Below are 23853 nucleotides of genomic sequence, written 5' to 3' on the forward strand. Positions count from 1 at the left end.
GCGGTCCCTCGTTCGGCCCCGTCAGTGGGTTCCCCTCCCCGGAAGCACAGAGGACGTCCTTCCATGAGCACATCGAGCACCACGGCTGACAACCTCTCCAAGGTGGGGCCGGACAGGCCCCAGCGCAACGCGGGTCAGGCGCGCAGAGCCGCCGACTGGGCCCGCCGGGCGCCCCTCCTCCCCGCGCTGCTGTTCACGATCGTCGTGACGCAGTTGCCGTTCCTGGCGACCATCGTCATCTCGTTCATGAACTGGAACTCCTACTACCCGCAGGACCGCGGGTTCGGTGGCATCTCCAACTACGTCTCGGTCTTCACGAACGCCCAGCTCCGCGGTGCGGTGTGGAACACTGTCCTGCTGACCGTCACCGTCGTCGCGGTCAGCCTCGTCCTGGGCATGCTCATCGCCCTGCTGCTGGACCGGAAGTTCATGGGCCGCGGGGCCGTCCGCACGATGATGATCGCGCCGTTCCTGGTCGTCCCGATCGCGGCCGCGCTGCTGTGGAAGCACGCCCTGTTCAACCCGAACTACGGCCTGCTCAACGGCACGCTCAACGCGATCTGGAAGCTCTTCGGCTCCGACGGCGCACCCCAGGTCGACTGGCTCTCGACCGCCCCGAAGATCGCCATCGAGGTCTCCCTCATCTGGCAGTGGACCCCGTTCATGATGCTGATCCTGCTCGCCGGCCTGCAGTCCAAGCCGGCCGACGCCGAGGAGGCCGCCCGCATGGACGGCGCCACCGGGTTCCAGATCTTCCGCTACCTGACCTTCCCGCACCTGCGCCAGTACCTCGAACTCGGCGGTCTGCTCGGGGCGATCTACATCGTGCAGAACTTCGACGCCGTGTTCACCATCACCGCCGGTGGTCTGGGTACCGCGAACCTGCCGTACACGATCTACCAGACCGTGTTCTCCGCCCACGACTACGGCCTCGCCTCCGCGATGGGTGTCGTCGTCGTCATCGCCACCATCATCGTCGCGAACTTCGCCCTGCGCGTCGTCGCGAGCATGTTCAAGCAGGAGGCCGGTCGATGAGCACCATCGCGAACAGTGGAACGCTCAAGGCGAACACCAACGCGCACGTCCCGACCTCGAAGCGGGAACAGCGTGCCCGCGAGATGAACCGCAGCAAGCCGATCTGGGGGCTCATCGCCTGGATCGTCGGCATCCTCTTCGTCCTGCCGGTCCTGTGGATGGTCCTCACCTCGCTGCACTCCGAGACCGACGCGGCGACCAACCCGCCGTCGATCGCCGCCGGGCTGACCCTCGACGGGTACCGGTCGTTCTTCTCCGCGCAGCCCGCCGCACCGCTCATCAACTCGGCGATGGCGTCGGTCATCTCGACCCTGATCGTCCTGGCCCTGGCGATCCCCGCGGCGTTCGCGCTCTCGATCCGTCCGGTCCAGAAGTGGACCGACGTCATGTTCTTCTTCCTGTCGACGAAGTTCATGCCGCTCGTCGCCGGGCTGCTGCCGCTGTACCTGTTCGCCACCAAGACCGGCACGCTGGACAACATCTGGCTGCTGATCGTCCTCTACACCTCGATGAACCTGCCGATCGCGGTCTGGATGATGCAGTCGTTCCTGGCCGAGGTCCCCGGCGAGATGCTCGAGGCGGCCTCCATCGACGGCGCCGGGCTGATCCGGATGCTCTGGTCGATCGTCCGTCCCGTCGCCATGCCGGGGGTGGCCGCCACGGCGCTCATCTGCTTCATCTTCAGCTGGAACGAACTGCTGCTGGCCCGGACCCTGACCGGGACGATCGCCGGCACCGCTCCGGTGTTCCTCACCGGTTTCGTCACCAGCCAGGGCCTGTTCCTGGCGCAGCTGTGCGCCGCGGCGACCGTCATCTCGCTGCCGGTCCTCGTGGCCGGGTTCGCCGCCCAGGACAAGCTGGTGCAGGGTCTGTCCATGGGTGCCGTGAAGTGACCCACCCGTCCACCGCAACCCCTGGAGCGCTTCCGTGACCTCCACCACCACCGCACTGCCGCTGTCCCCGGAGAACCTCGCCGCCATCGGCGAGCGCGTGCCCGTCCCCGGTTACGACCGGTCGCAGGTGACACCCGGGATCGTCCACCTGGGGGTCGGTGGTTTCCACCGCGCGCACCAGGCGATGTACCTGGACCGCCTGATGAACGAGGGCAAGGCGCTGGACTGGGGCATCCGCGGCATCGGGGTGCTGCCGCACGACCAGCGGATGAAGGAGGTCATGGACGCCCAGGGGGGCCTGTACACCCTGGTGCTGAAGGATCCCGACGGTTCCCGCGAACCCCGCGTCATCGGTTCCATCCTCGACTTCATCCTCGCTCCTGAGGACACCGAGGGGGCGGTGGAGGCGATGGCCGACCCGCGGATCCGCATCGTCTCCCTCACGGTCACCGAGGGCGGCTACAACATCGACGCGGTCAGCGGCGAGTTCGTCCTCACCGAGGAGAAGGTCGCGGCGGACCTCGCCGACGGCGCCGTCCCGCAGACGTCGTTCGGTCTGGTCACCGAGGCGCTGCGCCGTCGCCGCGACCGCGGGATCCCGCCGTTCACGGTGATGTCCTGCGACAACATCCAGGGCAACGGTCACGTCGCGCACCAGGTGTTCGTGGCGTTCGCGAAGGCCAAGGACGCCGAGCTCGGCACCTGGATCGACGAGCACGTGAAGTTCCCGAACTGCATGGTGGACCGGATCACCCCCGGCACCACCGACGACGACCGTGCCGAGGTGCGCGAGGCGTTCGGCGTCGAGGACGCCTGGCCCGTGGTCTGCGAACCGTTCGTGCAGTGGGTCCTGGAGGACGACTTCGGCCTCGGCCGACCGCCCTACGAGGACGCGGGCGTCCAGGTCGTCGACGACGTCGAGCCCTACGAGCTGATGAAGCTCCGGCTGCTCAACGCCAGCCACCAGGCGCTGTGCTACTTCGGCTACCTCGCCGGCTACCGACTGGTCCACGAGGTCGCCCAGGACCCGCTGTTCGCGACGTTCCTGCTGGGGTACATGGAACGCGAGGGGTCCCCGACCCTGGCCCCCGTCCCCGGGATCGACCTGGACGCCTACCGCCACGAACTCGTCAGCCGGTTCTCCAACGGCGAGGTCCGCGACACCGTGGCGCGGCTGTGCAACGAGAGCTCCGACCGCATCCCGAAGTGGTTGCTGCCGGTCGTCCGGCACCAGATCGCGCACGGCGGTGAGTTCTTCCGCGCCGCCGCCGTCGTGGCCAGCTGGGCCCGCTACGCCGAGGGGGTCGACGAGCAGGGCGAGCAGATCGAGGTGTCGGACCGCATCGCGGACCGCCTCGTGGCGACGGCCCAGCGCAACCGCACCGACCCGACGGCCTTCATCGCCGACCGGACCCTCTTCGGCGACCTCGTCGACGACGAGGCGTTCGTCGCGGAGTACACCGCGACGCTGGCCTCGTTGCACGCTCACGGCGCCCGCGCGACCCTCGAGGCGATCGTCGCCCGCTGACCCCGTCCCAACTCCTGGGGAGCTCTCCACCCTTCCGGCGCTGCCGAAGGGTGGGAAGCTCCCCAGAAGTCGTTGCGGGGGGCGGGTGGGGCCTCAGAAGCCGGCGACCTCGTGGGGTTCGTAGGGGGCCTCGAGCTCGGCGACCTCGTCGTCGGTGAGCTCCAGCTCGATCGCCGCGAGGGCGTCCTCGAGGTGCTGGGGCTTGGTGGCGCCGACGATGGGGGCGACCACGACCGGGTTCTGCGCGACCCAGGCCAGCGCGACCTGGGCGCGGGAGACCCCGCGGCGCTCGGCGACCCGCGCCACGGCCGCGACCACGTCGGCGTCGGAGTCGCGGTAGAGGGTCTTGCCGAACTCGTCCTTCTCGGAGCGGTTCGTCGTGGCGTCCCAGTCGCGCGTGAGCTTGCCGCGCGCCAGCGGGCTCCAGGGGATGACCCCGACGCCCTCGTCGGCGCACAGCGGCAGCATCTCCCGCTCCTCCTCGCGGTAGAGGAGGTTGTAGTGGTCCTGCATCGTGGAGAACCGGGTCCAGCCGTTGAGGTCCTGCAGGTGCAGGGCCTTCGAGAACTGCCACGCCCACATCGAGCTGGCGCCGAGGTAGCGGACCTTCCCGGCCGCGACGACGTCGTGCAGGGCCTGCAGCGTCTCCTCGAGCGGGACGGTGGGGTCGAAGCGGTGGATCTGGTAGAGGTCGACGTAGTCCGTCCCGAGGCGGCGCAGCGAGTTGTCGATCTCGGTGAGGATCGCGTTCCGGGAGAGCCCCGCACCGTTGGGTCCCGGGCGCATGCGACCGTGGACCTTGGTGGCGATGACGAGGTCCTCGCGGCGCGCGGCCTTGAGCAGGACGTCGCCCAGGATCTCCTCGCTGGAACCGTCGGAGTAGACGTTGGCCGTGTCGAAGAAGTTGACGCCGGCGTCGAGCGCGCGGTGCAGGAAGGGGGCGCTCTCCTCCGCGGGCAGCGTCCACCCGTGGTTGCCCCGGGCCGGGTCGCCGTAGCTCATGCACCCGAGGACGAGCCGGGAGACCTCGAGGCCGGTGTGACCGAGTTTCACGTAGTCCATGACGCGATCGTGCCCGATCACCCGTTCGACTGCCTGCGCGGGCGGAGGAACGGGCGATCGAACGATCCGTGGTGATCGATCGATCTTGACCCTCGTCGGGGCGCTCCGGCACGGTGACGCCACTCGACGAGGAGTCCAAGCATGCCCCTTCCGCAGCACAGCAGAACCCGTTTCGCCGTCATCGGCGCGGGCGTCATCGCCCGTCAGCACGGCACCGTCCTCGGCCAGCTGGCCGAGGAGGCCGAACTCGTCGCGGTGGTGGACCCGGTCGTGGAACGCGCCCGGGCCTTCGCCGCGGAGCACGGGGGTCAGGTCCACGCCACGCTGGCGCAGGCCCTGGCCGGCGTGCCCTTCGACGTCGCGGTCGTCTGCACCCCGACCGGCACCCACGGCGAGCTGACCGTGCAGGCGCTGGAGGCCGGCAAGCACGTCGTGGTCGAGAAGCCGGCGGAGATCTCGCTCGAGCGGATCGACGAGATGGTCCGGGCCCGTGACCGCGCCGGCACCCTGGTCTCAGTCATCTCCCAGCACCGCTTCGACCCGGCGACGGAGATCGTCGTGGCCGCGGTGGCCCGCGGGGAGTTCGGCCGGCTGACCTCCGCGACCGCCTCGATCGACTGGTGGCGCGGGCAGAGCTACTACGACTCCGGCGACTGGCGCGGCACGTGGGCGCTGGACGGCGGCGGGGCCCTCATGAACCAGGGCGTGCACACCGTCGACCTCCTGATCGCCACGATGGGCCGGCCGGTGGAGGTGTTCGGCTGGACGGCCGTCCGGGCCCACGAGCGCATCGAGGTCGAGGACGTCGCGACGGGTGTCGTGCGCTTCGCGTCGGGGGCCATCGCGACCCTGCACGGTTCCACCGCCGTCCACCCCGGCCTCAGCACCCGGTTGCAGGTCCACGGCGACCGCGGATCGGCCGTGATCGAGGACGACCGTCTCGTGTACTTCCACGCGACGCCCCCCGGTGGGGCACCGCAGGAGACGCTCATGGGCGCCCGCGGCGCGGGTACCAACCAGGTCGAGCGCTTCGGTGGACCGGAGGCGACCGCGCCGGTGACCAGCCTCCCAGGTCGGATGTCCGACGCGCACCTGGCCCAGTACCGCAACGTCCTGGCCGCCCTGCGGGGTGAGGCGGAACTGCGGGTCGGCCTGGAGGAGAACCGCCTCGCGGTCGCCGTGATCACCGGCCTCTACGAGTCCGCCCGGACGTCGCGTCCGGTGGCGCTGGCCCCCTCCCTGCAGAGAACCCCCTGACCGTCAGATCGAACGAGGAGACGACGATGACGTCTGGACGACCCGGCCGCAGGGTCGCGGCGAACCCCATCCCGTACTGGTCGCAGGCCGGGAAGACCCGGGAGGTCTTCGAGCAGGCCTTCCGCGACTTCCAGCAGATCGGTTTCACCGCGGTGAAGGCCGACCTCCCGGCCGGGATGACGCCGGGGGAGTACGCGGACTGGATCGCGGGTTTTGGGCTCAGCCCCTCGATCGGGCTCTTCAGCAGCGCGCTGGACGAGACCGTCGTGATGGCCGACGTGCTCGAGCAGGCCCGGCGCTTCGGCGCCGAACAGGCGGAACTCGGTCTCGACCGCACGATGCTCTCGTCCATGTCCCTGCCCGAACGCCTCGAGCGCCCGGCCGTCGGGGCCGGGTTCGACCAGGGCCGCCTCGACCGGGCGATCGAGAACGCCGGCCGGGTCTGCGCGGTGCTGATCTCCGAGGGGGTCCGGCCGCTGCACCACTCCCACGTCGGGGGTGTGTTCGAGACCGAACACGAGATCACCTCCCTGCTGGACGACCTCGGGCCCGACCTCATCGGTTTCGGACCGGACACCGGGCACCTGCGGTGGGCGGGGATCGACCCCGTCGCCCTCGTCCGGCGCTACGCCGACCGCACCGGCGGGATCCACCTCAAGGACCTCTACCCCGACCACCTCGACGGGGCCGGCGGCGGTGGGACGTACCGCGAGAAGGCGAGCAGCGGGCGGTTGTGGGCGGAACCCGGACGGGGCGTGCTCGACCTCGGGGCGGTGCTCGACGCCCTCCCCGACGACTACGACGGGGACTACATGATCGAGGTCGATCACCCCAGCGTGGGTTCCCTCCACGAGTCGCACCGGATCTCGTGGGAGTGGGCGCGGGACCACCTCGCCGCGGTGACCGTTCCGTGACCTGACGATCCCCGGATGCGTTGCGGCAGAGCACGACGCGCCTCGGGAAACCTTCCGCTGCGACCCCCACCGTGCTAGCGTCGGAACGGCGATCGGGGTAAGCGTTTACCGCGTCGGCGGGTCCACCAGCGTTGGGGGCCCGGCCCCGCAGAACCCGGTACCCGAACTCGGACTGTCCGGCCAACCCCCGTGCAGGTGACGTGGCAGGAGCTCAAAGGTGAGACAGAACTCTTCCGGTGAGAAGTCGTCGGCCGCGGCTGCGGTCGGGAACCTCTCCGTCGACAGCGCCCCGGTGAAACCCCCGCGGCGCGGATCCCGTGCGCCGCGCACCCCCCGGCGTCGGTGGTCGCGCGACAGGCTGCTCCTCGTCGCACTGGGTCTCCCCGGCGCGATCGCCCTGGTGGCGTTCCAGTACCTGCCCCTCCTGGGCAACGTCATCGCCTGGAAGGACTACCAGCCCTACCTGAGCATCTCCGAGTCGGACTGGGTCGGTTGGCAGAACTTCTCGTTCCTGTGGGACGGGAACCCGGCGTTCCGCAACGCCCTGTGGAACACGATCGTCCTCACGATCATCCAGACGGTGCTGGTCTTCCCGGTCCCCCTGGTGATCGCCCTGGTGCTGAACAGCCTCTCCGGGGAGCGTCTGAAGCGGATCCTGCAGTCGATCCTCTACCTGCCGCACTTCCTGTCCTGGGTGATCGTCGTCGCGCTGTTCCAGCAGATGCTGGGCAACGCGGGCATGCTGAACACCTTCCTCGTGCAGAACGACTTCCCGATCATCGACATCATCGGGGTTCCGGAGTTGTTCAAGGCGCTGGTCACCAGCCAGGTGATCTGGAAGGACGCCGGCTGGGGAACCATCATCTTCCTCGCCGCGATCTCCCGCGTCGACCAGGAGCAGTACGAGGCGGCCGCGGTGGACGGTGCGAACGCAAGGCAACGTCTCTGGTACATCACATTGCCGGCCCTCAAGGGGCTCATCATCCTGCTGCTCATCCTCCGCCTGGGCAGCAGTCTCTCGGTGGGGTTCGAGCAGATCATCCTGCAGCAGGGACCGGTCGGCCTGCAGGCCAGTGAGGTCCTGGACACCTGGGTCTACAACAACGGCATCCTCGGCGGTGAGTGGGGAACCTCGGCGGCCGCAGGCCTGATCAAGGGCCTGGTCGGAGTCCTCCTCGTCGTCGGCGCGAACAAGTTGGCTCACCTCTTCGGTGAGAGAGGGGTGTACGAGAAGTGACCACCGTCGAGAACGCCACCATCGGGGACGACACCGTCCCGTCGTTCCGCAAGGACGGCAAGCGGCCTCCGTGGATGGAGAAGCCGAGCGTCGCCACCCAGGCCCTGAAGTTCGTCTTCCTGGCCATCTCGGTGGCGCTGGTCGTCATCCCCTTCTGGACGGTGATCGCCACGTCCCTGGCCGACCAGAAGACCATCAACGACTCCGGCGGCGGGATGGTCCTGTGGCCCGGGAGCGGGATCAGCTTCGACGCCTACACCACCGTGCTCCAAGGGGGTGTGGTCACCCGCGCGGTCCTGATCTCCATCGGGGTCACCGTGGTCGGGACGTTCCTGTCGCTGGCCGCGACCGCGGGTCTCGCCTACTGGCTGTCCCGGCCGGGTGCCCTGGGCGCCAAACCGGTGCTCATGCTGGTGCTGGGCGCGATCCTCTTCGCCCCGGGACTCATCCCGAGCTACCTGGTGGTCAAGGAGTTCCACCTGCTGGACTCCCTGTGGTCGCTGGTCCTCCCGGTGCTCGTCAACGCCTTCAACGTCATCGTCATGCGCGCGTTCTTCCAGGAACTGCCCAAGGAGCTCTTCGAGTCGGCCGCCATCGACGGGGTCGGAGCCGCGACGGTCCTGCTGCGCATCGTGCTGCCGCTGTCCAAGGCGGTGCTGGCCGTCATCGGGCTCTTCTACGCGGTCGCCTACTGGAACGCGTTCTTCAACGCCCTGCTCTACATCCAGTCCAGCGAGAAGTGGCCGATGGCCCTGGTGCTGCGGACCTACGTGGTCAACCAGACGACGATCGGCGGCGACGCCGCCGGTGAGGCCCTGCCCCCGCAGCTGCCGCTGCAGATGGCCATCCTGGTGATGGCCATCGTGCCGATCCTGCTGGTCTACCCCTTCATCCAGAGGCACTTCGCCAAGGGTGTCCTGATCGGCGCCGTCAAGGGCTGAACCGCCCGCCGCACGACTCACGAGCAACCCACCGGGTCGAGGAGGATCCATGTCAGAGAGCGCTTTCAGCCGACGCAGTCTGCTCGCAGGGGCAGGAGGTGGTGCAGGTCTGCTCGCGACGGGCGGCCTGTCCGCCTGCTCCAGCGGGAACGACAGCGGTGGTTCGGGGGGAGACAGCGGGAAGAACACCGCCGTCCTGCCGACCTACGTGCCCTACACCGGGGTGACCCCGGACCTCCCGGGTACCGAGCAGGGCGTGGACCCCGCCTTCCGGAACTTCCCCGCCGAGAACCCCACCTCGGTCGACGAGGTCCCCGGTCACGGGGAGACGGTGACCGGGATGGCCAACATCTACTTCGCCGTCCCGCCGGGCGTCGGGGACAACACCTACTGGCAGGGCCTGAACGACCGGCTCGGCGTCGACCTCCAGCTGCAGATGGTCAGCAACGCCGACTACCTGCAGAAGTTCCCCACCGTCATCGCCGGCAACGAGCTCCCGGACATGCTCCAGATCCCCGGCCCCGTCACGGGCAGCACCTTCCCGGTGCCCAACCTGCCGCAGCTGCTCGAGAAGCGCTTCACCGACCTGAGTGAGCACCTCTCCGGTGACGCGGTGAAGGAGTACCCCAACCTCGCCAACATCCCCACCCGCACCTGGAAGGCGACGGTCTACAACAACGGCATCTACGGCATCCCCATCGCCCGCGGGGCCATCGGGAACTACCACTTCATCCGTCAGGACCTGTTCGAGGCCGCCGGGGTCTCTCCCGAGCCGAAGAGCTACGACGAACTCGTCGAGACGACCAAGGCGCTGACCGACCCCAAGCAGCGGCGGTGGGCCTTCAGCCTCTTCAACCAGCCCGCCAGCTGCTCGGTCGGATGAACGGCGAGCCGAACGTCTGGGCGGAGGAGGGGGGCAAGCTCACCCACGTCTACGAGACCGACCAGTACGCCCAGACCGTCACCGACCTGATCGCCATGTGGAAGTCGGGCGTGATGCACCCGGACTCCTTCGACACGGCCCAGCCGTTCAAGCAGTTGTTCAACGCCGGGACCTGCGCCATCAACGCCGCCGACGGTTACCCGGGGTGGATCCAGTACCAGCTCGACAACGCCTCGAACCCGAACTTCAAGCTCGGGTTGATGCCCGTCCACCTGCGTGACGGGAGCGGGCTGGCGCACTGGGCCTACGGCAACGGGTACTTCTCGATGACCATGCTCAAGCAGCAGGACGACCCGGAGAAGATCAAGACGGTCCTGCGGGTGCTGAACTGGCTGGCCGCACCGTTCGGCACGGAGGAGTACAAGTACCGCCTCTTCGGCCAGGAGGGCGTCGACCACACGCTGGACCCGGGGGGAAACCCGGTGCTCACCCCGACCGGGACCAAGGACACGGTCCTGCCCATCCGCTACCTGGCCGACAGCCCGTACAACATCTACGTCCCCGGTCGTCCCCAGGACGCCGACACCCAGCACGAGTACCAGTCGCTGGAGATCCCCACCGGCATCGCCAACCCGGTGATCGGGCTGTACTCCAACGCCGCCTCGACCGACAACGCCACGGCCGACAAGACCTTCACCGATGGCGTCAACGACGTCGTCCAGGAGCGTCGTCCGTTCGCCGACCTCAAGACCCTGGTCTCGACGTGGAAGAACGCGGTGGGGGACAAGATGCGCACCGAGTACCAGGACGCGCTGCAGAAGGCGGGGGCGATCGCCACGAGCTGATCCAGCACCCCGATCCGTGATCCCGCGGGGATTCCCGGCGAGATCACGGATCGGGGGTTCGGGGTGGGCTGGTCGGGGCCCTTCCACCGTCGGCGAACGGCGGAAGTGAGTCGAGGAGACTCAGGTTGTGTCCTTCGAAGGCGCTCACCCCGAGCGCCGGGAACGTCCGAGGAGGACACTCATGAACACGCTGTCCGTGTGGCGCCGCAGCCCCTTCGAGACCCAGGCCCAGTTCGACGCGCTGGTCCGCAGCAGTTTCGGAACCTCCACCGGGTTCGTCCCGGCCGTCGAGGTCGGCCGCGACGGGGACGACGCCGTCGTCAAGCTGGAACTCCCTGGCATCGCCGAGGAGAACCTCCTGGAGGACGTCACCGTCGAGGTCGAGAAGGGCGAGCTCGTCGTCCGCGGTGAACGCAAGGACCCCCGCGAGGAGTCCGCGCGCCGCCGCACCGAGATCCGCTACGGCACCTTCCGCCGCAGCTTCACGCTGCCGACCTCCGTCACCGCGGAGTCGATCAGCGCGAGCTACGACGCGGGTGTCCTGACCGTCCGCGTCGCCGGTGCGCACACCACCGCGCAGCCGACCCGGATCGAGATCACCACCGTCTGAGCCGACGCGCGCTGACGACCAGCGGTCGTCAGCGCGCCAGCCGGAGGGAACTCGAGAGCAGTGCGGCGTGCACGAACGCCTGGGGGAAGTTCCCGCGCAACTGGCGTTCGCGCACGTCCCACTCCTCGCTCAGCAACGCCGCCGGACCGCACGCGGCCCGGTTGCGCTCGAAGAAGCGGAACGCGTCGACCTCCTGGCCGTCGGCGTGCAGGGCCTCGGCGACGACGAAGCCGCAGAGCAGGAACGCCCCCTCGGTGGTGCCCAACGGCATCGAGTCGGGGGAGTAGCGGTAGACGTAGTGGTCCTCGACGAGGTCGCGCCGCACCGCCGCGAGCGTCGCCCGCGACCGCGGGTCCTCCACCGGCAGGGCCCCGTGCAGGACGGGCCGCAACAACGCCGCGTCGACCCCGGGCTGGGTCGGACTGCGCTGCCACCGTCCCTCGTCGGGGTGCAGGCAGTCGCGCGAGGTCCGCGCGAGGATCGTGTCCGCGAGCGCCGCGTAGCGCGCCGCCTCGCCGGGCGAGGACACCGCCGCGATGCACTTCAACCCGGCGACGCACTCCAGGCGGGAGTGCGTCCACCAGTCGTCCTCGATCTCCCAGATCCCGGCGTCGGGTTCCTCCCAGCGCTTCTCGATCGCGGAGACCGCGACGCCCACGGCGCGCCGGCCGTCGGTGTCGAGGACGTCGAAGCGCGCCGCGGAGGCCAGCAGTTGCAGCACCTCACCGAACGCGTCGAGCTGGAACTGACCGCGGACGTGGTTGCCCGCGATGTCCCACCCGCCGGGGTAGCCGGGGACCCCGGTGTGCCGTTCCTCGGGGACGGGAGCCCCCAGCACGGTGTAGGCGGGCACCAGGTCCGGCCCGTCGGTCAGGACCCGTCGGACCACGAAGTCCACGAGCGTCCGGTACAGCTCGGTCGGTTCCCCGCACTCGGCGAGGGCGAGACCGGCGTAGCACTGGTCGCGGATCCAGGCGTAGCGGTAGTCGTAGCTGCGGCCCTTGTCGGCGTGCTCGGGCAGCGACATCGTCGCCGCGGCGACCATCCCGCCCGAGTCCGAGGTCAGCCCCCGGATCAACGCGAAGGAGTGCCGGGCCTCCTCGGGCGCGATCGAGTGCGGGATGTCGGGCACCGCCGACTTCCAGGTGTGCTCGGTGGAGGTCCAGGAGTGCACCGGGTCCGGGGGTTCCTCGTGCAGGCGGGTCCCGACCTCCAGCACGAGGTGGTGGGAGGTGCCGGCCGGGACGCGCAGGTGCGCCCGCAGCATCCCGTCCTCGACGTCGGCGGAACCCAGCCCGCTCAGCCGCACGTGCAGGTCGCCGGACCGGGCGCTCCAGCGGCCGGAGTCGTCGCGGCGCAGGTTGCGCAGCGCCTTGGACCCGAACTCGGCCCGCAGGTCGAAGAGGACGTCGACCTCGCCGTCACCCTCGACGGCGACCACCTCGCGCAGCAGGACCGCGCAGTGGGGGTCGCTGGGCATCGCCATGGCGTCGCGGCAGTCGATCGTGCCGTCGCCGCGCGAGGTCCAGTGGTGGCGGAACACCAGCGTCGCCGGTTCGTAGTGACCGCCCCAGACGAAGGGGTGCGAGGGGGTGACGGAGAACGCGCCCCGCCCACCGAGCAGGGCGGCGAAGACGGCGTCGTCGTGCCAGTTCGGGGCGCACATCCACACGACGTCACCCCGTGGGCCGACGACCGCGCCGCGGGCGCCGTCGGCGACGACGGCGTAGTCGCGCAGGACGTGCGGCGGGAACTGCTTCGTGAACTCGTCGGGCGTCACCGGGGCGCCTGCGCCCCCGTCGTGAGCAGGAGCTTCCCGACGTGGGAGGAACCCTCCATGACCTCGTGGGCGCGCGCGGCCTCGGCCAGCGGGAACGTCTCGTGCACGACGGGGCGCACCCCGCCGTCGGCGATCAGCGGCCACACGTGGTCGCGGACGCTGGCCACGATCGTCGCCTTGTCGTCGGCGTCGCGGTAGCGCAGTCCGGTGGCGTGCAGGGAGATCCGCTTGCGCATGAGGAGGCCGAGGTCAAGTTCGGCGTGGGTCCCGCCCTGGGTGGCGATCACCACGAGGCGACCGCTGGTCGCCAGCACGTCGAGGTTGCGGGCCAGGTACGGCGCGCCGACGAGGTCGAGCACGACGTCGGCGCCGGCCGGTTCGAACGCGCGGACCGCCTCGACGAAGTCGTCGTCGTGGTAGTTCACCAGCACCTGCGCGCCGAGTTCCGCGCACTGCTGCAGCTTCTCCGCCGACCCCGCGGTGACGGCCACCCGGGCCCCGACCTGACGGGCCAGCTGGATGGCCATCGTCCCGATCCCGCTGGACCCGCCGTGGACGAGGAGGAGCTCGCCGGGACGCAGCCCGGCGAGGGTGAAGACGTTCGACCAGACCGTGCAGGTGACCTCGGGCAGCGCCGCGGCCTCGACCACGCCGACGCCCTGGGGGACGGGTAGCAACTGCCCGACCGGGACGAGGACGCGTTCGGCGTAGCCACCGCCACCCAGCAGCGCGCAGACGGGTTCACCCACCGACCACCCGACGTCGGGCCCGGTCGACTCGATCCAGCCGGAGACCTCCAGGCCCGGGTTCTCGGGTGCACCGGGGGGCGAGGGGTAGTGGCCGAGGCGTTGCGCGACGTCGGCCCGGTTGACCCCCGCGGCGGCGACGCGGACCACGACCTCGCCGGGGCCCGCCACCGGGTCCGGCAGCTCGGTGGGGACGAGGACCTCGGGGCCCCCGGGACGTTCGACGATCACGGCTCGCACGTCGCGACACTACGTCGGGCCCGGGTCGCCCGCCTCCGCATCCCCGTCCGCGTCCGCATCCCCGTCCGTCAGCAGGCTCCGGGCCCGGTCGAGGTCCTGCGGCACGTCGACGTCCAGCGCCTCCCGCCCGCTGACCGCGACCTCCCCGACCCGGCCGCGGAACAGTTCCCGCAACGGCTGGCCCGCGACCGCCGGCAACCCGTCGAGGACCCGCTGGGCCGAGGTGCGCCGGTGCGCGGAGAGCAGCGGCTGACGTCGGCCGTCCCCGTCGACCCCGACGACGGCGTCCAGGTCCGGGTCCGCGGCGAGGGCGGCGAGGAGGCGGGGCACGGCGCTCGCGGCGAAGGGCTGGTCCCCGCCCAGCAGCACCAGCACGGGCGCGGTGCTCGCGGCGAGGCCCGCGGCGAACCCGGCGAGCGGACCTCCCCCGGTCGGGCGCTCCAGGACCCCGCCCGGTCCGACGATGACCACGTCGTGACCGGACAACTCGCGCAGCAGGTGCTGCAGGACCGTCCCGGGACCCAGGGGTGCGGCGAGCTTGTCCGCCCCCGGTCCCGTGCGGGCGGCCCAGCGGGTGCTCCCACCGCCCGCGACGACCACGACGACGACACCCTGCACCGGACCTCCTGGTGGCACGTTCGAGCGGAAGGGTCAAGCAACCACGCCGAGCTGCCGATGAGCCGAACGAGGGTTGTCGGGCCCGTGGAGTTCACCTCGTGGGTCCACGTCCCGATCACCACTGAGTCTGCTCGGCCAACGGTGGGCAGTTTCGCCCGCCCACCATCGCGTACGGAAGGTTGACATGCTGCGGAACCTGAGCATCCGAGCCAAGCTCGCGGTCCTCCTGGTGGTACCTCTCGTGTTGCTGCTCGTCGCCGTCGTCGCGACGGCAGCCCAGGACGTGACGTCCACGACGGAACGCCGCCACCTGGCCGCCTACGCGAAGTCGGCGCAGACGATCAACGGCTTCTTCACCGCCCTGCAGACGGAGCGACGGAGCACGCTGGAGTACCTGGCCGCGCCGGCCGACGACCTCAAGGCGCAGGTCGCCACCGACCGCGCCGCCACCGACGCCGCCACCGCCGGGGTGTCCGGGGCCATCCAGGCCAGCGGCCTGGACCTGACCGCCGGGTCCAGCGCCGTGGTCTACGCCAGCGTGCAGAAGGCCCTCGCGGAGACCCTCCCGCAGACCCGCGCCGCCGTCGACAACGGCACCACCACCCCGCTCGCCGCGCTGAACAGCTACAGCGCCGTCGCCTCCGCCGCCACCGACCTCACCGTCACCGTCGCCGAGCAGGCCCAGGACCGCGACCTGGCCGACGACATCGCCGCGTTCGGGTACCTCCTCAAGCGCGTCGACGCGCTGTCGGTCGAGCAGTCCGCCGGTGACCTCATCGTCCAGGGCGACACCAACGTCGCGCTGGACGTCCTGCGCGGCAACGCCATCGAACAGGGCAACTACTTCGAGGCGCAGGCCCGCTACCGCCTGCACGCCGACGGCGCGGCGGCCCTCGACGCCACCCTGAACAGCAGCCAGGTCACCCAGTCGCTGGCGTTCCTGAACCAGGACCGCAACATCTTCGCCGCCGCCACCGGCACCCCCTCCCTGCCCGAGAAGGGCTGGGAGGAGACCTCCGGCGAGGTCATCACCGCCTACCGCGCCGCCACCAACGAGATCGCGACCACCGTCGCCGACCGCGCCGACGCCGCGTCGAGCCGCGCCACCCTCGGCACGCTGGTCCTGGTCCTCGGCGCCCTGCTCGTCTTCGCCGCCGTCGCCCTCTTCGGCCTGCGCGTCGCCCGCGACATCGGCCGCCGCCTGCGCGCCCTGTCCGACGCGGCCATCACGGTCCGCGACGAACTGCCCCGCATGGTCGAGCGCATGCAGACCCCGGGCGAGGGTCCCGGCGTGGACTTCACCCCGCTGGAGGTCACGAGCACCGACGAGATCGGTGACGTCGCCCACGTCATCAACGACCTCAACGAGACCACCTTCCGCATCGCCGGGGAGCAGGCCGCGCTGCGCGCCTCGATCGCTGAGATGTTCGTCAACGTCGCCCGTCGCGACCAGACGCTGCTCGCCCGCCAGCTGGCCTTCCTGGACCAGCTGGAGCGCACCGAGGAGAACCCCGACACCCTCGAGGACCTCTTCACCCTCGACCACCTCGCGACCCGGATGCGGCGCAACGCCGAGTCCCTGCTCGTCCTCGCCGGCATCAACACCGGGCGCCGCCTGCGCCGCCCGCTGCCGCTGTCGGACGTCGTCCGCACCGCGGCCGGCGAGATCGAGCACTACGACCGCGTGGACCTCGCCCTGCAGGTCGACCCGCCGGTCGTCGGTCACCTCGCGCTGTCGGCCTCGCACATGATCGCCGAGCTGCTCGAGAACGCGACGAACTTCTCCGACCCCGGCACCCGCGTCGTCGTCGGCACCGCCGAGACCGACCGCGGCGTCGAGATCACGATCAAGGACAGCGGCCTCGGCATGAACGCCGACGAGGTCGAGACCGCACACCAGCGCATCTCCGGTGGTCGCGCCTCGGAGTTCGTCGGGGCCCAGCGCCTCGGGTTCTACGTCGTCGGTCGCCTCGCCGGCCGCCTGGACGTCGAGGTCGAGTTCGTGACCTCCGAGGGCAACGGCACCACCGTCACCCTGGTCCTGCCCGCGGCGCTCTTCACCCCGGGCTCGGTCAAGGCCGGGGAGCCGGAGCTCGCGGCCCTCGACAGCGGCCTCCCCTCGCTCGAGGGTGGCGTCTCGGCCCTGCCCGACGGCGGTGTCTCGGCCCTGCCGGACGCCCCGTCCGCGCTCCCCGCGGGGCCGGGTGGCCTGCCCACCCGCACCCCGGCGGCGCCCACCGGTGGCCCGAACACGATCGTCAGCAACCCGCTGGCGGCCGAGGGCCTGGGCGACGCGCTGTCCGCGACGCTGCAGAAGTCCGCGGCCGAGGCGGCCGCGAGCTCCGAGGTCAACGCCTCCGCGCCCACGTCGAAGGTCGAGGGCCGGCAGCTGCCGACCCGCCGCCGCACCGCTCAGGCGCAGGCCAAGGTGGAGGCGTCGCCCGCCCCCGTCGCTCCCGCTGCCCCCGTCGCCCCCACCGTCCCGGTCGTGGCGTCGGAGGAGGACTGGAAGCCGGTCACCGCGTCGGCCCCCACCACCTCGGCGATGCCGAAGCGCGAACGCAAGGCCGAGGCCCCCACGGCTCTGGCTGCGGCGCAGGACATCCTGCCCACCGCAGGCAAGAAGGCCCGCAAGGTCCGCGAGACCGTGGCCCCGCCGAAGACCGCCGCCGAGGCGTTCTGGACCTCCCGCAAGCGCAGCGAGGCGACGACCGCCGAGGCGTCCGCACTGGACGCCCTCGAGGCCGACCGCGCCGCGCAGCAGGCCGAGGAGGCCCCGCACGTCGAGGCCCCCGTGGTCGAGGCGCCGGTCGTCGAGGCCCCCGTGGTCGAGACCCCGGTGGTCGAGGAACCCGTCGCTGCGGTCGTCGAGGCGCCGGTCGTCGAGGCCCCCGTGGTCGAGACCCCGGTGGTCGAGACCCCGGTGGTCGAGACCCCGGTGGTCGAGACCCCGGTGGTCGAGGCTCCCGTGGCTGCGGTCGTCGAGGCGCCCGTCGTCGAGACCCCCGTGGCCCCCGTGGTCGCGGTCCCGGTCGCGATCCCCGCGCAGACCCGCACGGTCGGCGAGGCCCTCCGCCAGCGCAGCGCGCTGGCCGCCGACGCCCTCACCGCCCTCACCGACGGGCAGAACTTCACCCCCTCCCGGGGCAGCGGTTCCGCCCCGCTGGTCCGCCGCCAGGCCGGGGCCACCGCGGCCGCGGCCAAGCCGGTCCCGGCCCGCACCTCCGCGGCCAACCGCCAGCGCCGTGCCCCCGCCGACGTCCGCTCGATGCTCTCCGGCTTCCAGGCCGGCGTGTCCCGCGGCCGCACCGAGGGCGACACCCCCACCACCGAGAGCGGTGGCGAGGGTGACGCCTGACCCGCCCCCCCGGACCTCCCGGGCCCCACGCTCCCGGACCCCACGGTCCCGCGGAGAACACCTCCCGCCCCACCACGACCAGCAGTCGACCCGACAGAACTGCGAAAGAAGAGGAATCCCACTGTGACCGTGCTCAGCTCCGAGGCCGCCGACTTCAGCTGGCTCCTCGACAACTTCGTCAAGAGCGTCCCCGGTGTCGCCCACACCGTCGTCGTCTCCGCCGACGGCCTGCTGATGGCGATGTCGGACAAGCTCGACCGCGAGTCCGGCGACACCCTCGCCGCGATCGTCTCGGGCGTCTCGAGCCTGGCCCGCGGCGCCGCCCACCAGCTGCAGTCCGGGGAGGTCCGTCAGGCCATCATCGAGATGGACGACTCGTTCTTCTTCCTGGTCAACATCTCCGACGGTTCCGTCCTGGCCGTCTCCGCGGAGGCCGGCTGCGACGTCGGGCTCATCGGCTACGAGATGGCCATGCTGGTCCAGCGCGCCGAGACCGTCCTGACCCCGCAGCTGGTGTCGGAGATGCGGGCGAACCTGCCCACCTCCGCACCGGTCGCCTCCCGGTGGTGACGCGACGTGACAGCACCTGGTAGCGCGGACCTCTGGTCCGACGACGACGACCAGGACCTCGAAGAGTTCACCGTCCGCCCGTACACCGTCACCGGTGGCCGGACCCGACCGAGCAACGCCGACCTCCCGGTCGAGGCGCTCGTGGAGGCCCTCGCCGAACCGGAGGTCGGGATGACGCCGGAACGGCGCAAGATCCTCGAACTCACCAAGAAGTCCTACCTGTCGATCGCGGAACTGTCCGCACACGTCCACCTGCCGGTCGGAGTCGTGCGCGTCGTGGTGAGCGACCTGTCCCAAGCCGGGAAGGTCCGCATCCACGGCCTCACGATGACCTCCGCCCCCCAACCCGCGACAACCATCAGCGTCCTGGAGAGTGTTCTCAATGGCATTTCCTCGCTCTGACGTGAGCCCCGCCGGAGCCGGAGCGCCCGCGGGAACCGCACCTCAGGCCCCGCCCACCGTCGTCAAGATCGTCGTGGCCGGCGGGTTCGCCGTCGGCAAGACGACCTTCATCGGCTCGATCTCCGACATCGAGCCGCTGCGCACCGAAGCCGCCATGACCGAGCACTCGGTCGGCATCGACGACGCGGGTCTCAACTCCGACCGCAAGACCTCCACCACCGTCGCCATGGACTTCGGCCGCATCGCGCTGCCGGGGAACCTCTGGCTCTACCTGTTCGGCACCCCGGGCCAGGACCGCTTCCTCTTCATGTGGGACGACCTGGTCAAGGGCGCCATCGGCGCCGTCGTGCTCGTCGACACCGACCGTCTCGACCAGTGCTTCCCGGCCGTCGACTACTTCGAGTCCCGCGGGATCCCGTTCGTCGTCGCCGTCAACTGCTTCGACGGTGTCGCCCAGCACGACCTCGACTCGGTCCGGGAAGCGCTCGGCGTCCCCGAGCACGTCCCGCTCGTCTACACCGACGCCCGCTCCAAGGCCGCGACCAAGCACAGCCTCATCACGCTCGTGCAGACGGCGCTCGCGCGCCTCAACGCCGGGGCCTGACGCACCCGCCCGCAACGCCGGTCCCCTCGGGGGGCCGGCGTTCTGCGTTCCCGGGTCCCCGACCCCCGACCCGCTCAAGGAACACCCGCCCGGCTGCCGATGGCGGGAACGAGGGGTCCCCGCCACCGAGGACCCCGCCCCAGCTGAGGAGTCGTCCGTGACCCGCACCATCCGCAACCTCGGCGTCGGGACGCGCATCGCCGCGGGCTTCGCCGTGATGACCGTCCTGCTCGCGGTCCTCGCCGCCGTCGGCCTGGCCCAGCTCTCCGCCGCCCAGCACCGGCTCGAGGTCATGAGCGGGCAGAACGTCGCCGCGCAGCAGAAGCTCGCCGAGGTCCGCACCATCTACAACCGGATGTCGAAGGACCTCCTGGCCGTCGCGCTGACCCCCTCCGAGGACACCCAGTCGGCCGTCGTCACCGACGAGACCGACGTGAGCGACGCCTGGGACGCGTTCAAGGCCGCCGACCCCGGCGTCCCCGCCGACCAGCTCGGCGCCGTCGACGCCGCGCTGACCGACTACCTCTCCGGCGCTCGCGTCCTGCTGGGCATCGCCCTGACGGGTGACCAGGCCGCCTTCGTCGCGACCCGCGGCGATGACAGCATCGCGGTCGCCGCCGGCGGCATCGGCCACGGCAAGACCAACGACGCCCTGAAGGTCGTCCAGGCGACCATCACCGAGAACGCCGTCGTGAGCACCCGCGAGGGCACCGTCGCCTACGGCCACGCCCGGTGGGCGCTGCTCGGCACCGCGCTCGCCGCGATCGCGGCCGCCGTCGCCCTCACCGTCGTCACCACCCGCAGCATCTCGGTGCCGCTGAAGCGCACCCGTGAGGTCGCCACCGCGCTCAGCGAGGGACGGCTCGACGTCCGCGTCGGGACCTACAGCCGCGACGAGGTCGGCGCGACCGCGCAGGCCCTCGACTCGGCCCTCGACACCCTCGCGATCACGGTGCGTCGCATCCGGGGTGGGGTCGACGGGTTGCAGAACTCCTCCGGGCGCCTCGGTGAGGTGTCCCGGCAGCTGACGGCCGGCGCGCACGACTCCGCGAGCCAGGCCGACGTCGTCTCGCTGGCCGCCGCCGACATCTCCGCCAGCATCGGGACCGTCGCCGGCGCCAGCGAGGAGATGACCGCGGCCATCCGCGAGATCGCCTCCTCCACCGCCGACGCCTCCACCGTGGCCGCCGACGCCGTCCGTTCGGCCGGCGAGGCCAGCGAGACCATCGAGCGGCTGTCCTCCTCCAGCCAGGAGATCGGCGACGTCGTCAAGCTCATCACCTCCATCGCAGAGCAGACGAACCTGCTGGCCCTCAACGCGACCATCGAGGCGGCCCGGGCGGGAGAGATGGGCAAGGGTTTCGCCGTCGTCGCGGGCGAGGTCAAGGAGCTCGCGCAGCAGACGGCCCGCGCCACCGAGCAGATCACCCAGCGCGTCCTCGCCACCCAGGGCGACGCGGCCGCCGCGTCGGCGGCCATCGCCCAGATCGGCCTGGTCATCGGCAACATCGACAGCCTGCAGACGACCATCGCCGCGGCCGTCGAGGAGCAGTCGGCCACGACCGCGGAGATGGTCCGCAACGTCACCGAGGTCTCGACGGGATCGCAGGAGATCTCCACGAACATGCAGGGGATCGCCGCGTCGTCCTCGCGCACCCGCGACGCCGCCGAGAGCACCCGGGACTCCGCCGACGAGGTCTCGCGCGTCGCGAGCGACCTCCAGGACGCCGTGGCGGGCTTCCGGCTGTGACGTCCGGGCCGTGACGTCCGGCCCGTGACGTCCGACTGGGCGTCCGGAAGCCTTCCCGGACGCCCAGGGCCACCCCCGTCGCCGCGGGGTTTCAGCTCCGGCACTCGAATGCCGATGAGCAGACAGAGCAAGTGAACGAGCAAGTGACACACCGTGGTCCCGCCCGGGATCGCACCGCCGCGAGAAGTGGGAGTCCACGTGGACGACATGGACGAGATCGTCCAGGAGTTCCTCGTCGAGAGCTACGAGAACCTGGACCAGCTGGACTCCGACCTCGTGGCGCTGGAGCAGCAGCCAGGCTCCCGCGAGCTGCTCGCGAGCGTCTTCCGCACCATCCACACGATCAAGGGCACCTCCGGGTTCCTGGCGTTCTCGCGCCTGGAGGCCGTGGCCCACGTCGGTGAGAACCTGCTGGCCCGTCTGCGTGACGGCCAGATCGTCATGACGCCGGTCACCACCGACGTCCTGCTGCGGATGGTCGACACCATCCGTGAACTGCTCTCGAAGATCGAGGCGAACCACACCGAGGACGGCGTCGAGGTCGCCGCCGTCGTCGCCGCCATCCGCGCGGTGCTCGACGGTGAGGAACCCGTCCTGCCGGCCGCCGACGGCGCCGGGGTCGAGGTCGTCTCCGCACCCCCCGCCGCACCGGTCGCCGCGCCCGCTCCCGAACCCGAGCCCGTCGTCGAGGCGCCCGTCGCCGAGACCCCCGTCGTCGAGGCGCCCGTCGCCGAGATCCCCGTCGAGGTCGCGCCGGAACCCGAACCCACCCCGGAACCCGTCGCCGAGGTCCCCGCTCCCGCTCCCGCCGCCGCGGCCCCCGCCGCGGCCCCGGCCGGTGGGGGCGGTGCTCCCCCCGAGAAGGCCTCCGCGGCCGAGTCGACCATCCGCGTCGACGTGGAACTCCTCGAGTCCCTCGTCCGCCAGGCCGGTGAGCTCGTCCTCGCCCGCAACCAGATCCTGCAGCGGGCCGGAGCCCTGCGCGACGAGGACCTCACCCGCGCCTGCCACCGCCTGAACCTCGTCGCGAGCGAGATGCAGGAATCGGTCATGCGCACCCGCATGCAGGCCATCGACCACCTGTGGTCGAAGCTTCCCCGCGTCGTCCGCGACCTCGGGAACATGCTGAACCGCAAGATCAAGCTGGAGATGGAGGGCGGCGACACCGAACTCGACCGCACCCTCCTCGAGGCCGTCAAGGACCCCTTGACCCACATCGTCCGCAACGCGGTCGACCACGGCATCGAGTCCCCGGACGTCCGCCTCGCCGCCGGCAAGAACGAGGTCGGAACCCTCAAGCTGCGCGCCGCCCACGAGGGTGGCCAGGTCGTCGTCGAGATCCGCGACGACGGCAAGGGCATCGACCCGGTCATCATCGGGAACAAGGCCGTCGAGAAGGGCCTGGTGTCCGCGGCCAAGCTCGAGACGCTGACCCCCAACGACATCCTGCAGTTCCTCTTCCTGCCCGGGTTCTCCACCGCGGCGAAGGTCACGAACGTCTCCGGCCGTGGGGTCGGGATGGACGTCGTGAAGACGAACATCGAGCGCATCGGCGGTTCCGTCGACGTCGAGTCCGTCACCGGGCAGGGCACCGTCTGGCGTCTGCGGATCCCGTTGACACTGGCGATCGTCCCGGCCCTGACCGTCGAGTGCGCCGGTCAGCGCTACGCGATGCCGCAGGTGAACCTGCTCGAACTCGTGAGCCTGGACACCGAGAAGATGGGCAAGGCGATCGAGGACGTCGGTGGCGCGAAGGTGTACCGCCTGCGCGGTGCGCTGCTGCCGCTGATCCGCCTCGAGGAGGCGCTGGAACTCAAGCGCCCCACCGACGTGGAACTCCCGACGAACCTCGTCATCGCCGTCCTCGAGTGCGACGGGCGCCGCTTCGGCCTGCTCGTCGACCGGGTCCTGGACACCGAGGAGATCGTCGTCAAGCCGCTCTCCGGGGCGTTGAAGGCCATCGGCGCCTACGCCGGCGCCACCATCCTCGGTGACGGTCGCGTCTCGCTGATCCTCGACGTGCAGTCGCTGGCGCGCCGCACGATGCGTTCCGACGGCATCGACCACGCCAACGACCAGGCCGCCGCGGAACAGGCCGCGAGCAGCGACGGGCAGCGCCTGCTGGTCGTCGGTCTCGGCGGGAACCGCCGCGTCGCGATCCCGCTGGACGTCGTCACCCGCCTCGAGGAGTTCAAGACCGACTCCATCGAACGGGTCGGGCGCCGCGAGGTCGTCCGCTACCGCGGCGAGATCCTGCCGCTGGTCCGCCTGGCGAACCACCTCGGTGGCGGTTCGCGCTCGTCGTACTCGGGGGGCGAGGTCGCCTCGGTCCCGGGTGTCGTCTACTCGGCCCGCGGTCGCTCGGTCGCGATCGTCGTCGACGAGATCGTCGACATCGTCTCCGGCCAGGACGCGCACAGCGACATCGACGACGCCGGTCTGGTCGGTTCCGCGGTCATCCGCGACCGCGTGACCGAACTCCTCGACGTGCGGTCCGCGATCCTCGCGGCCGACCCGAACTTCTTCTCCGAGCAGGCTCAGAACGAGCTCGCCGCAGCATCCACGCGACTGGGGGTCTGA

20 protein-coding genes are annotated in these 23853 nt (G+C 70.9%); 16 read left to right on the forward strand and 4 right to left on the reverse strand.

The window, feature by feature from the left end:
* Positions 1-63 precede the first annotated feature (63 nt).
* The 3 genes from ACFQ46_RS04710 (at position 64) to ACFQ46_RS04720 (ending at position 3456) form a co-directional block, all read left to right on the forward strand.
* Entirely contained in the window at positions 64-1035 is a 972-nt protein-coding gene (locus ACFQ46_RS04710; RefSeq protein ID WP_380159047.1) for a carbohydrate ABC transporter permease, read from the forward strand.
* An 83-nt stretch (positions 1036-1118) separates the two neighbouring features.
* Complete coding sequence (locus ACFQ46_RS04715) at positions 1119-1928, forward strand: carbohydrate ABC transporter permease (RefSeq protein ID WP_380162266.1); 810 nt, start codon at positions 1119-1121, stop codon at positions 1926-1928.
* A gap of 34 nt (positions 1929-1962) precedes the next feature.
* Entirely contained in the window at positions 1963-3456 is a 1494-nt protein-coding gene (locus ACFQ46_RS04720; protein WP_380257682.1) for a mannitol dehydrogenase family protein, read from the forward strand.
* Between the two features lie 93 nt (positions 3457-3549).
* Here the strand turns inward: ACFQ46_RS04720 and ACFQ46_RS04725 are convergent, their stop codons facing one another.
* Complete coding sequence (locus ACFQ46_RS04725; protein ID WP_380257684.1) at positions 3550-4518, reverse strand: aldo/keto reductase; 969 nt, start codon at positions 4516-4518, stop codon at positions 3550-3552.
* A 141-nt stretch (positions 4519-4659) separates the two neighbouring features.
* Between ACFQ46_RS04725 and ACFQ46_RS04730 the strand changes: the two genes are divergently transcribed.
* The 7 genes from ACFQ46_RS04730 to ACFQ46_RS04760 all read left to right on the forward strand — a co-directional run bounded on the left by ACFQ46_RS04730 (position 4660) and on the right by ACFQ46_RS04760 (position 11205).
* Complete coding sequence (locus ACFQ46_RS04730; RefSeq protein ID WP_380257686.1) at positions 4660-5775, forward strand: Gfo/Idh/MocA family protein; 1116 nt, start codon at positions 4660-4662, stop codon at positions 5773-5775.
* A gap of 26 nt (positions 5776-5801) precedes the next feature.
* Complete coding sequence (locus ACFQ46_RS04735; protein WP_380257688.1) at positions 5802-6689, forward strand: sugar phosphate isomerase/epimerase family protein; 888 nt, start codon at positions 5802-5804, stop codon at positions 6687-6689.
* A 292-nt stretch (positions 6690-6981) separates the two neighbouring features.
* Positions 6982-7926, forward strand: coding sequence for an ABC transporter permease (locus tag ACFQ46_RS04740; protein WP_380258429.1), 945 nt, complete (start codon positions 6982-6984; stop codon positions 7924-7926).
* 74 nt (positions 7927-8000) lie between these two features.
* Entirely contained in the window at positions 8001-8867 is an 867-nt protein-coding gene (locus ACFQ46_RS04745) for a carbohydrate ABC transporter permease (RefSeq protein WP_380258431.1), read from the forward strand.
* Between the two features lie 49 nt (positions 8868-8916).
* Positions 8917-9750: an extracellular solute-binding protein gene (locus tag ACFQ46_RS04750; protein ID WP_380257690.1), complete on the forward strand. Its 834-nt coding sequence runs from the start codon at positions 8917-8919 to the stop codon at positions 9748-9750.
* Positions 9747-10595: a hypothetical protein gene (locus ACFQ46_RS04755; protein ID WP_380257692.1), complete on the forward strand. Its 849-nt coding sequence runs from the start codon at positions 9747-9749 to the stop codon at positions 10593-10595. Before ACFQ46_RS04750 ends, ACFQ46_RS04755 begins: the two co-directional genes overlap by 4 nt.
* A gap of 181 nt (positions 10596-10776) precedes the next feature.
* Complete coding sequence (locus tag ACFQ46_RS04760) at positions 10777-11205, forward strand: Hsp20/alpha crystallin family protein (protein WP_380257694.1); 429 nt, start codon at positions 10777-10779, stop codon at positions 11203-11205.
* 28 nt (positions 11206-11233) lie between these two features.
* On the opposite strand, the gene ACFQ46_RS04765 is transcribed toward ACFQ46_RS04760, so the two are convergent.
* Genes ACFQ46_RS04765 through ACFQ46_RS04775 form a run of 3 tightly spaced genes read right to left on the reverse strand, consistent with a single transcriptional unit; the run spans position 11234 to position 14589 of the window.
* On the reverse strand, positions 11234-12985 hold the full coding sequence (locus ACFQ46_RS04765; RefSeq protein ID WP_380257696.1) for a glycoside hydrolase family 15 protein: 1752 nt from the start codon (positions 12983-12985) through the stop codon (positions 11234-11236).
* Positions 12982-13971, reverse strand: coding sequence for an NAD(P)H-quinone oxidoreductase (locus tag ACFQ46_RS04770; RefSeq protein WP_328294250.1), 990 nt, complete (start codon positions 13969-13971; stop codon positions 12982-12984). The genes ACFQ46_RS04765 and ACFQ46_RS04770 overlap by 4 nt, the downstream gene beginning before the upstream one ends.
* 9 nt (positions 13972-13980) lie before the next feature.
* Positions 13981-14589, reverse strand: coding sequence for a molybdenum cofactor guanylyltransferase (locus ACFQ46_RS04775; RefSeq protein ID WP_380257698.1), 609 nt, complete (start codon positions 14587-14589; stop codon positions 13981-13983).
* Positions 14590-14773: 184 nt separating this feature from the next.
* Between ACFQ46_RS04775 and ACFQ46_RS04780 the strand changes: the two genes are divergently transcribed.
* From ACFQ46_RS04780 to ACFQ46_RS04805, 6 genes are all read left to right on the forward strand, one after another.
* Complete coding sequence (locus ACFQ46_RS04780; RefSeq protein ID WP_380257700.1) at positions 14774-17947, forward strand: nitrate- and nitrite sensing domain-containing protein; 3174 nt, start codon at positions 14774-14776, stop codon at positions 17945-17947.
* A gap of 123 nt (positions 17948-18070) precedes the next feature.
* Positions 18071-18517 carry a roadblock/LC7 domain-containing protein gene (locus ACFQ46_RS04785; protein WP_328294253.1) on the forward strand — a complete coding sequence of 149 codons (447 nt, stop codon included), beginning with the start codon at positions 18071-18073 and terminating at the stop codon, positions 18515-18517.
* 6 nt (positions 18518-18523) lie between these two features.
* Entirely contained in the window at positions 18524-18919 is a 396-nt protein-coding gene (locus tag ACFQ46_RS04790; protein WP_328294254.1) for a DUF742 domain-containing protein, read from the forward strand.
* Positions 18900-19523 (forward strand): ATP/GTP-binding protein, encoded by a 624-nt coding sequence (locus ACFQ46_RS04795; RefSeq protein WP_380159027.1) that lies wholly within the window; start codon positions 18900-18902, stop codon positions 19521-19523. The genes ACFQ46_RS04790 and ACFQ46_RS04795 overlap by 20 nt, the downstream gene beginning before the upstream one ends.
* A gap of 157 nt (positions 19524-19680) precedes the next feature.
* Positions 19681-21273 carry a methyl-accepting chemotaxis protein gene (locus tag ACFQ46_RS04800; protein ID WP_380257702.1) on the forward strand — a complete coding sequence of 531 codons (1593 nt, stop codon included), beginning with the start codon at positions 19681-19683 and terminating at the stop codon, positions 21271-21273.
* Between the two features lie 198 nt (positions 21274-21471).
* The gene (locus tag ACFQ46_RS04805) at positions 21472-23853 is read left to right on the forward strand and encodes a chemotaxis protein CheA (RefSeq protein ID WP_380257704.1); all 2382 of its coding nucleotides are present in this window, start codon (positions 21472-21474) and stop codon (positions 23851-23853) included.

Source organism: Kineococcus sp. GCM10028916 (assembly GCF_042674865.1).
Classification (GTDB): domain Bacteria; phylum Actinomycetota; class Actinomycetes; order Actinomycetales; family Kineococcaceae; genus Kineococcus.

Bases quoted from the DNA above. Each gene is read 5' to 3' on its own strand.
- ACFQ46_RS04710 (WP_380159047.1), top strand. From the start codon at position 64: ATGAGCACATCGAGCACCACGGCTGACAACCTCTCCAAGGTGGGGCCG.
- ACFQ46_RS04715 (WP_380162266.1), top strand. From the start codon at position 1,119: ATGAACCGCAGCAAGCCGATCTGGGGGCTCATCGCCTGGATCGTCGGC.
- ACFQ46_RS04725 (WP_380257684.1), bottom strand. From the start codon at position 4,518: ATGGACTACGTGAAACTCGGTCACACCGGCCTCGAGGTCTCCCGGCTC.
- ACFQ46_RS04730 (WP_380257686.1), top strand. From the start codon at position 4,660: ATGCCCCTTCCGCAGCACAGCAGAACCCGTTTCGCCGTCATCGGCGCG.
- ACFQ46_RS04735 (WP_380257688.1), top strand. From the start codon at position 5,802: ATGACGTCTGGACGACCCGGCCGCAGGGTCGCGGCGAACCCCATCCCG.
- ACFQ46_RS04745 (WP_380258431.1), top strand. From the start codon at position 8,001: ATGGAGAAGCCGAGCGTCGCCACCCAGGCCCTGAAGTTCGTCTTCCTG.
- ACFQ46_RS04750 (WP_380257690.1), top strand. From the start codon at position 8,917: ATGTCAGAGAGCGCTTTCAGCCGACGCAGTCTGCTCGCAGGGGCAGGA.
- ACFQ46_RS04755 (WP_380257692.1), top strand. From the start codon at position 9,747: ATGAACGGCGAGCCGAACGTCTGGGCGGAGGAGGGGGGCAAGCTCACC.
- ACFQ46_RS04760 (WP_380257694.1), top strand. From the start codon at position 10,777: ATGAACACGCTGTCCGTGTGGCGCCGCAGCCCCTTCGAGACCCAGGCC.
- ACFQ46_RS04780 (WP_380257700.1), top strand. From the start codon at position 14,774: ATGCTGCGGAACCTGAGCATCCGAGCCAAGCTCGCGGTCCTCCTGGTG.
- ACFQ46_RS04795 (WP_380159027.1), top strand. From the start codon at position 18,900: ATGGCATTTCCTCGCTCTGACGTGAGCCCCGCCGGAGCCGGAGCGCCC.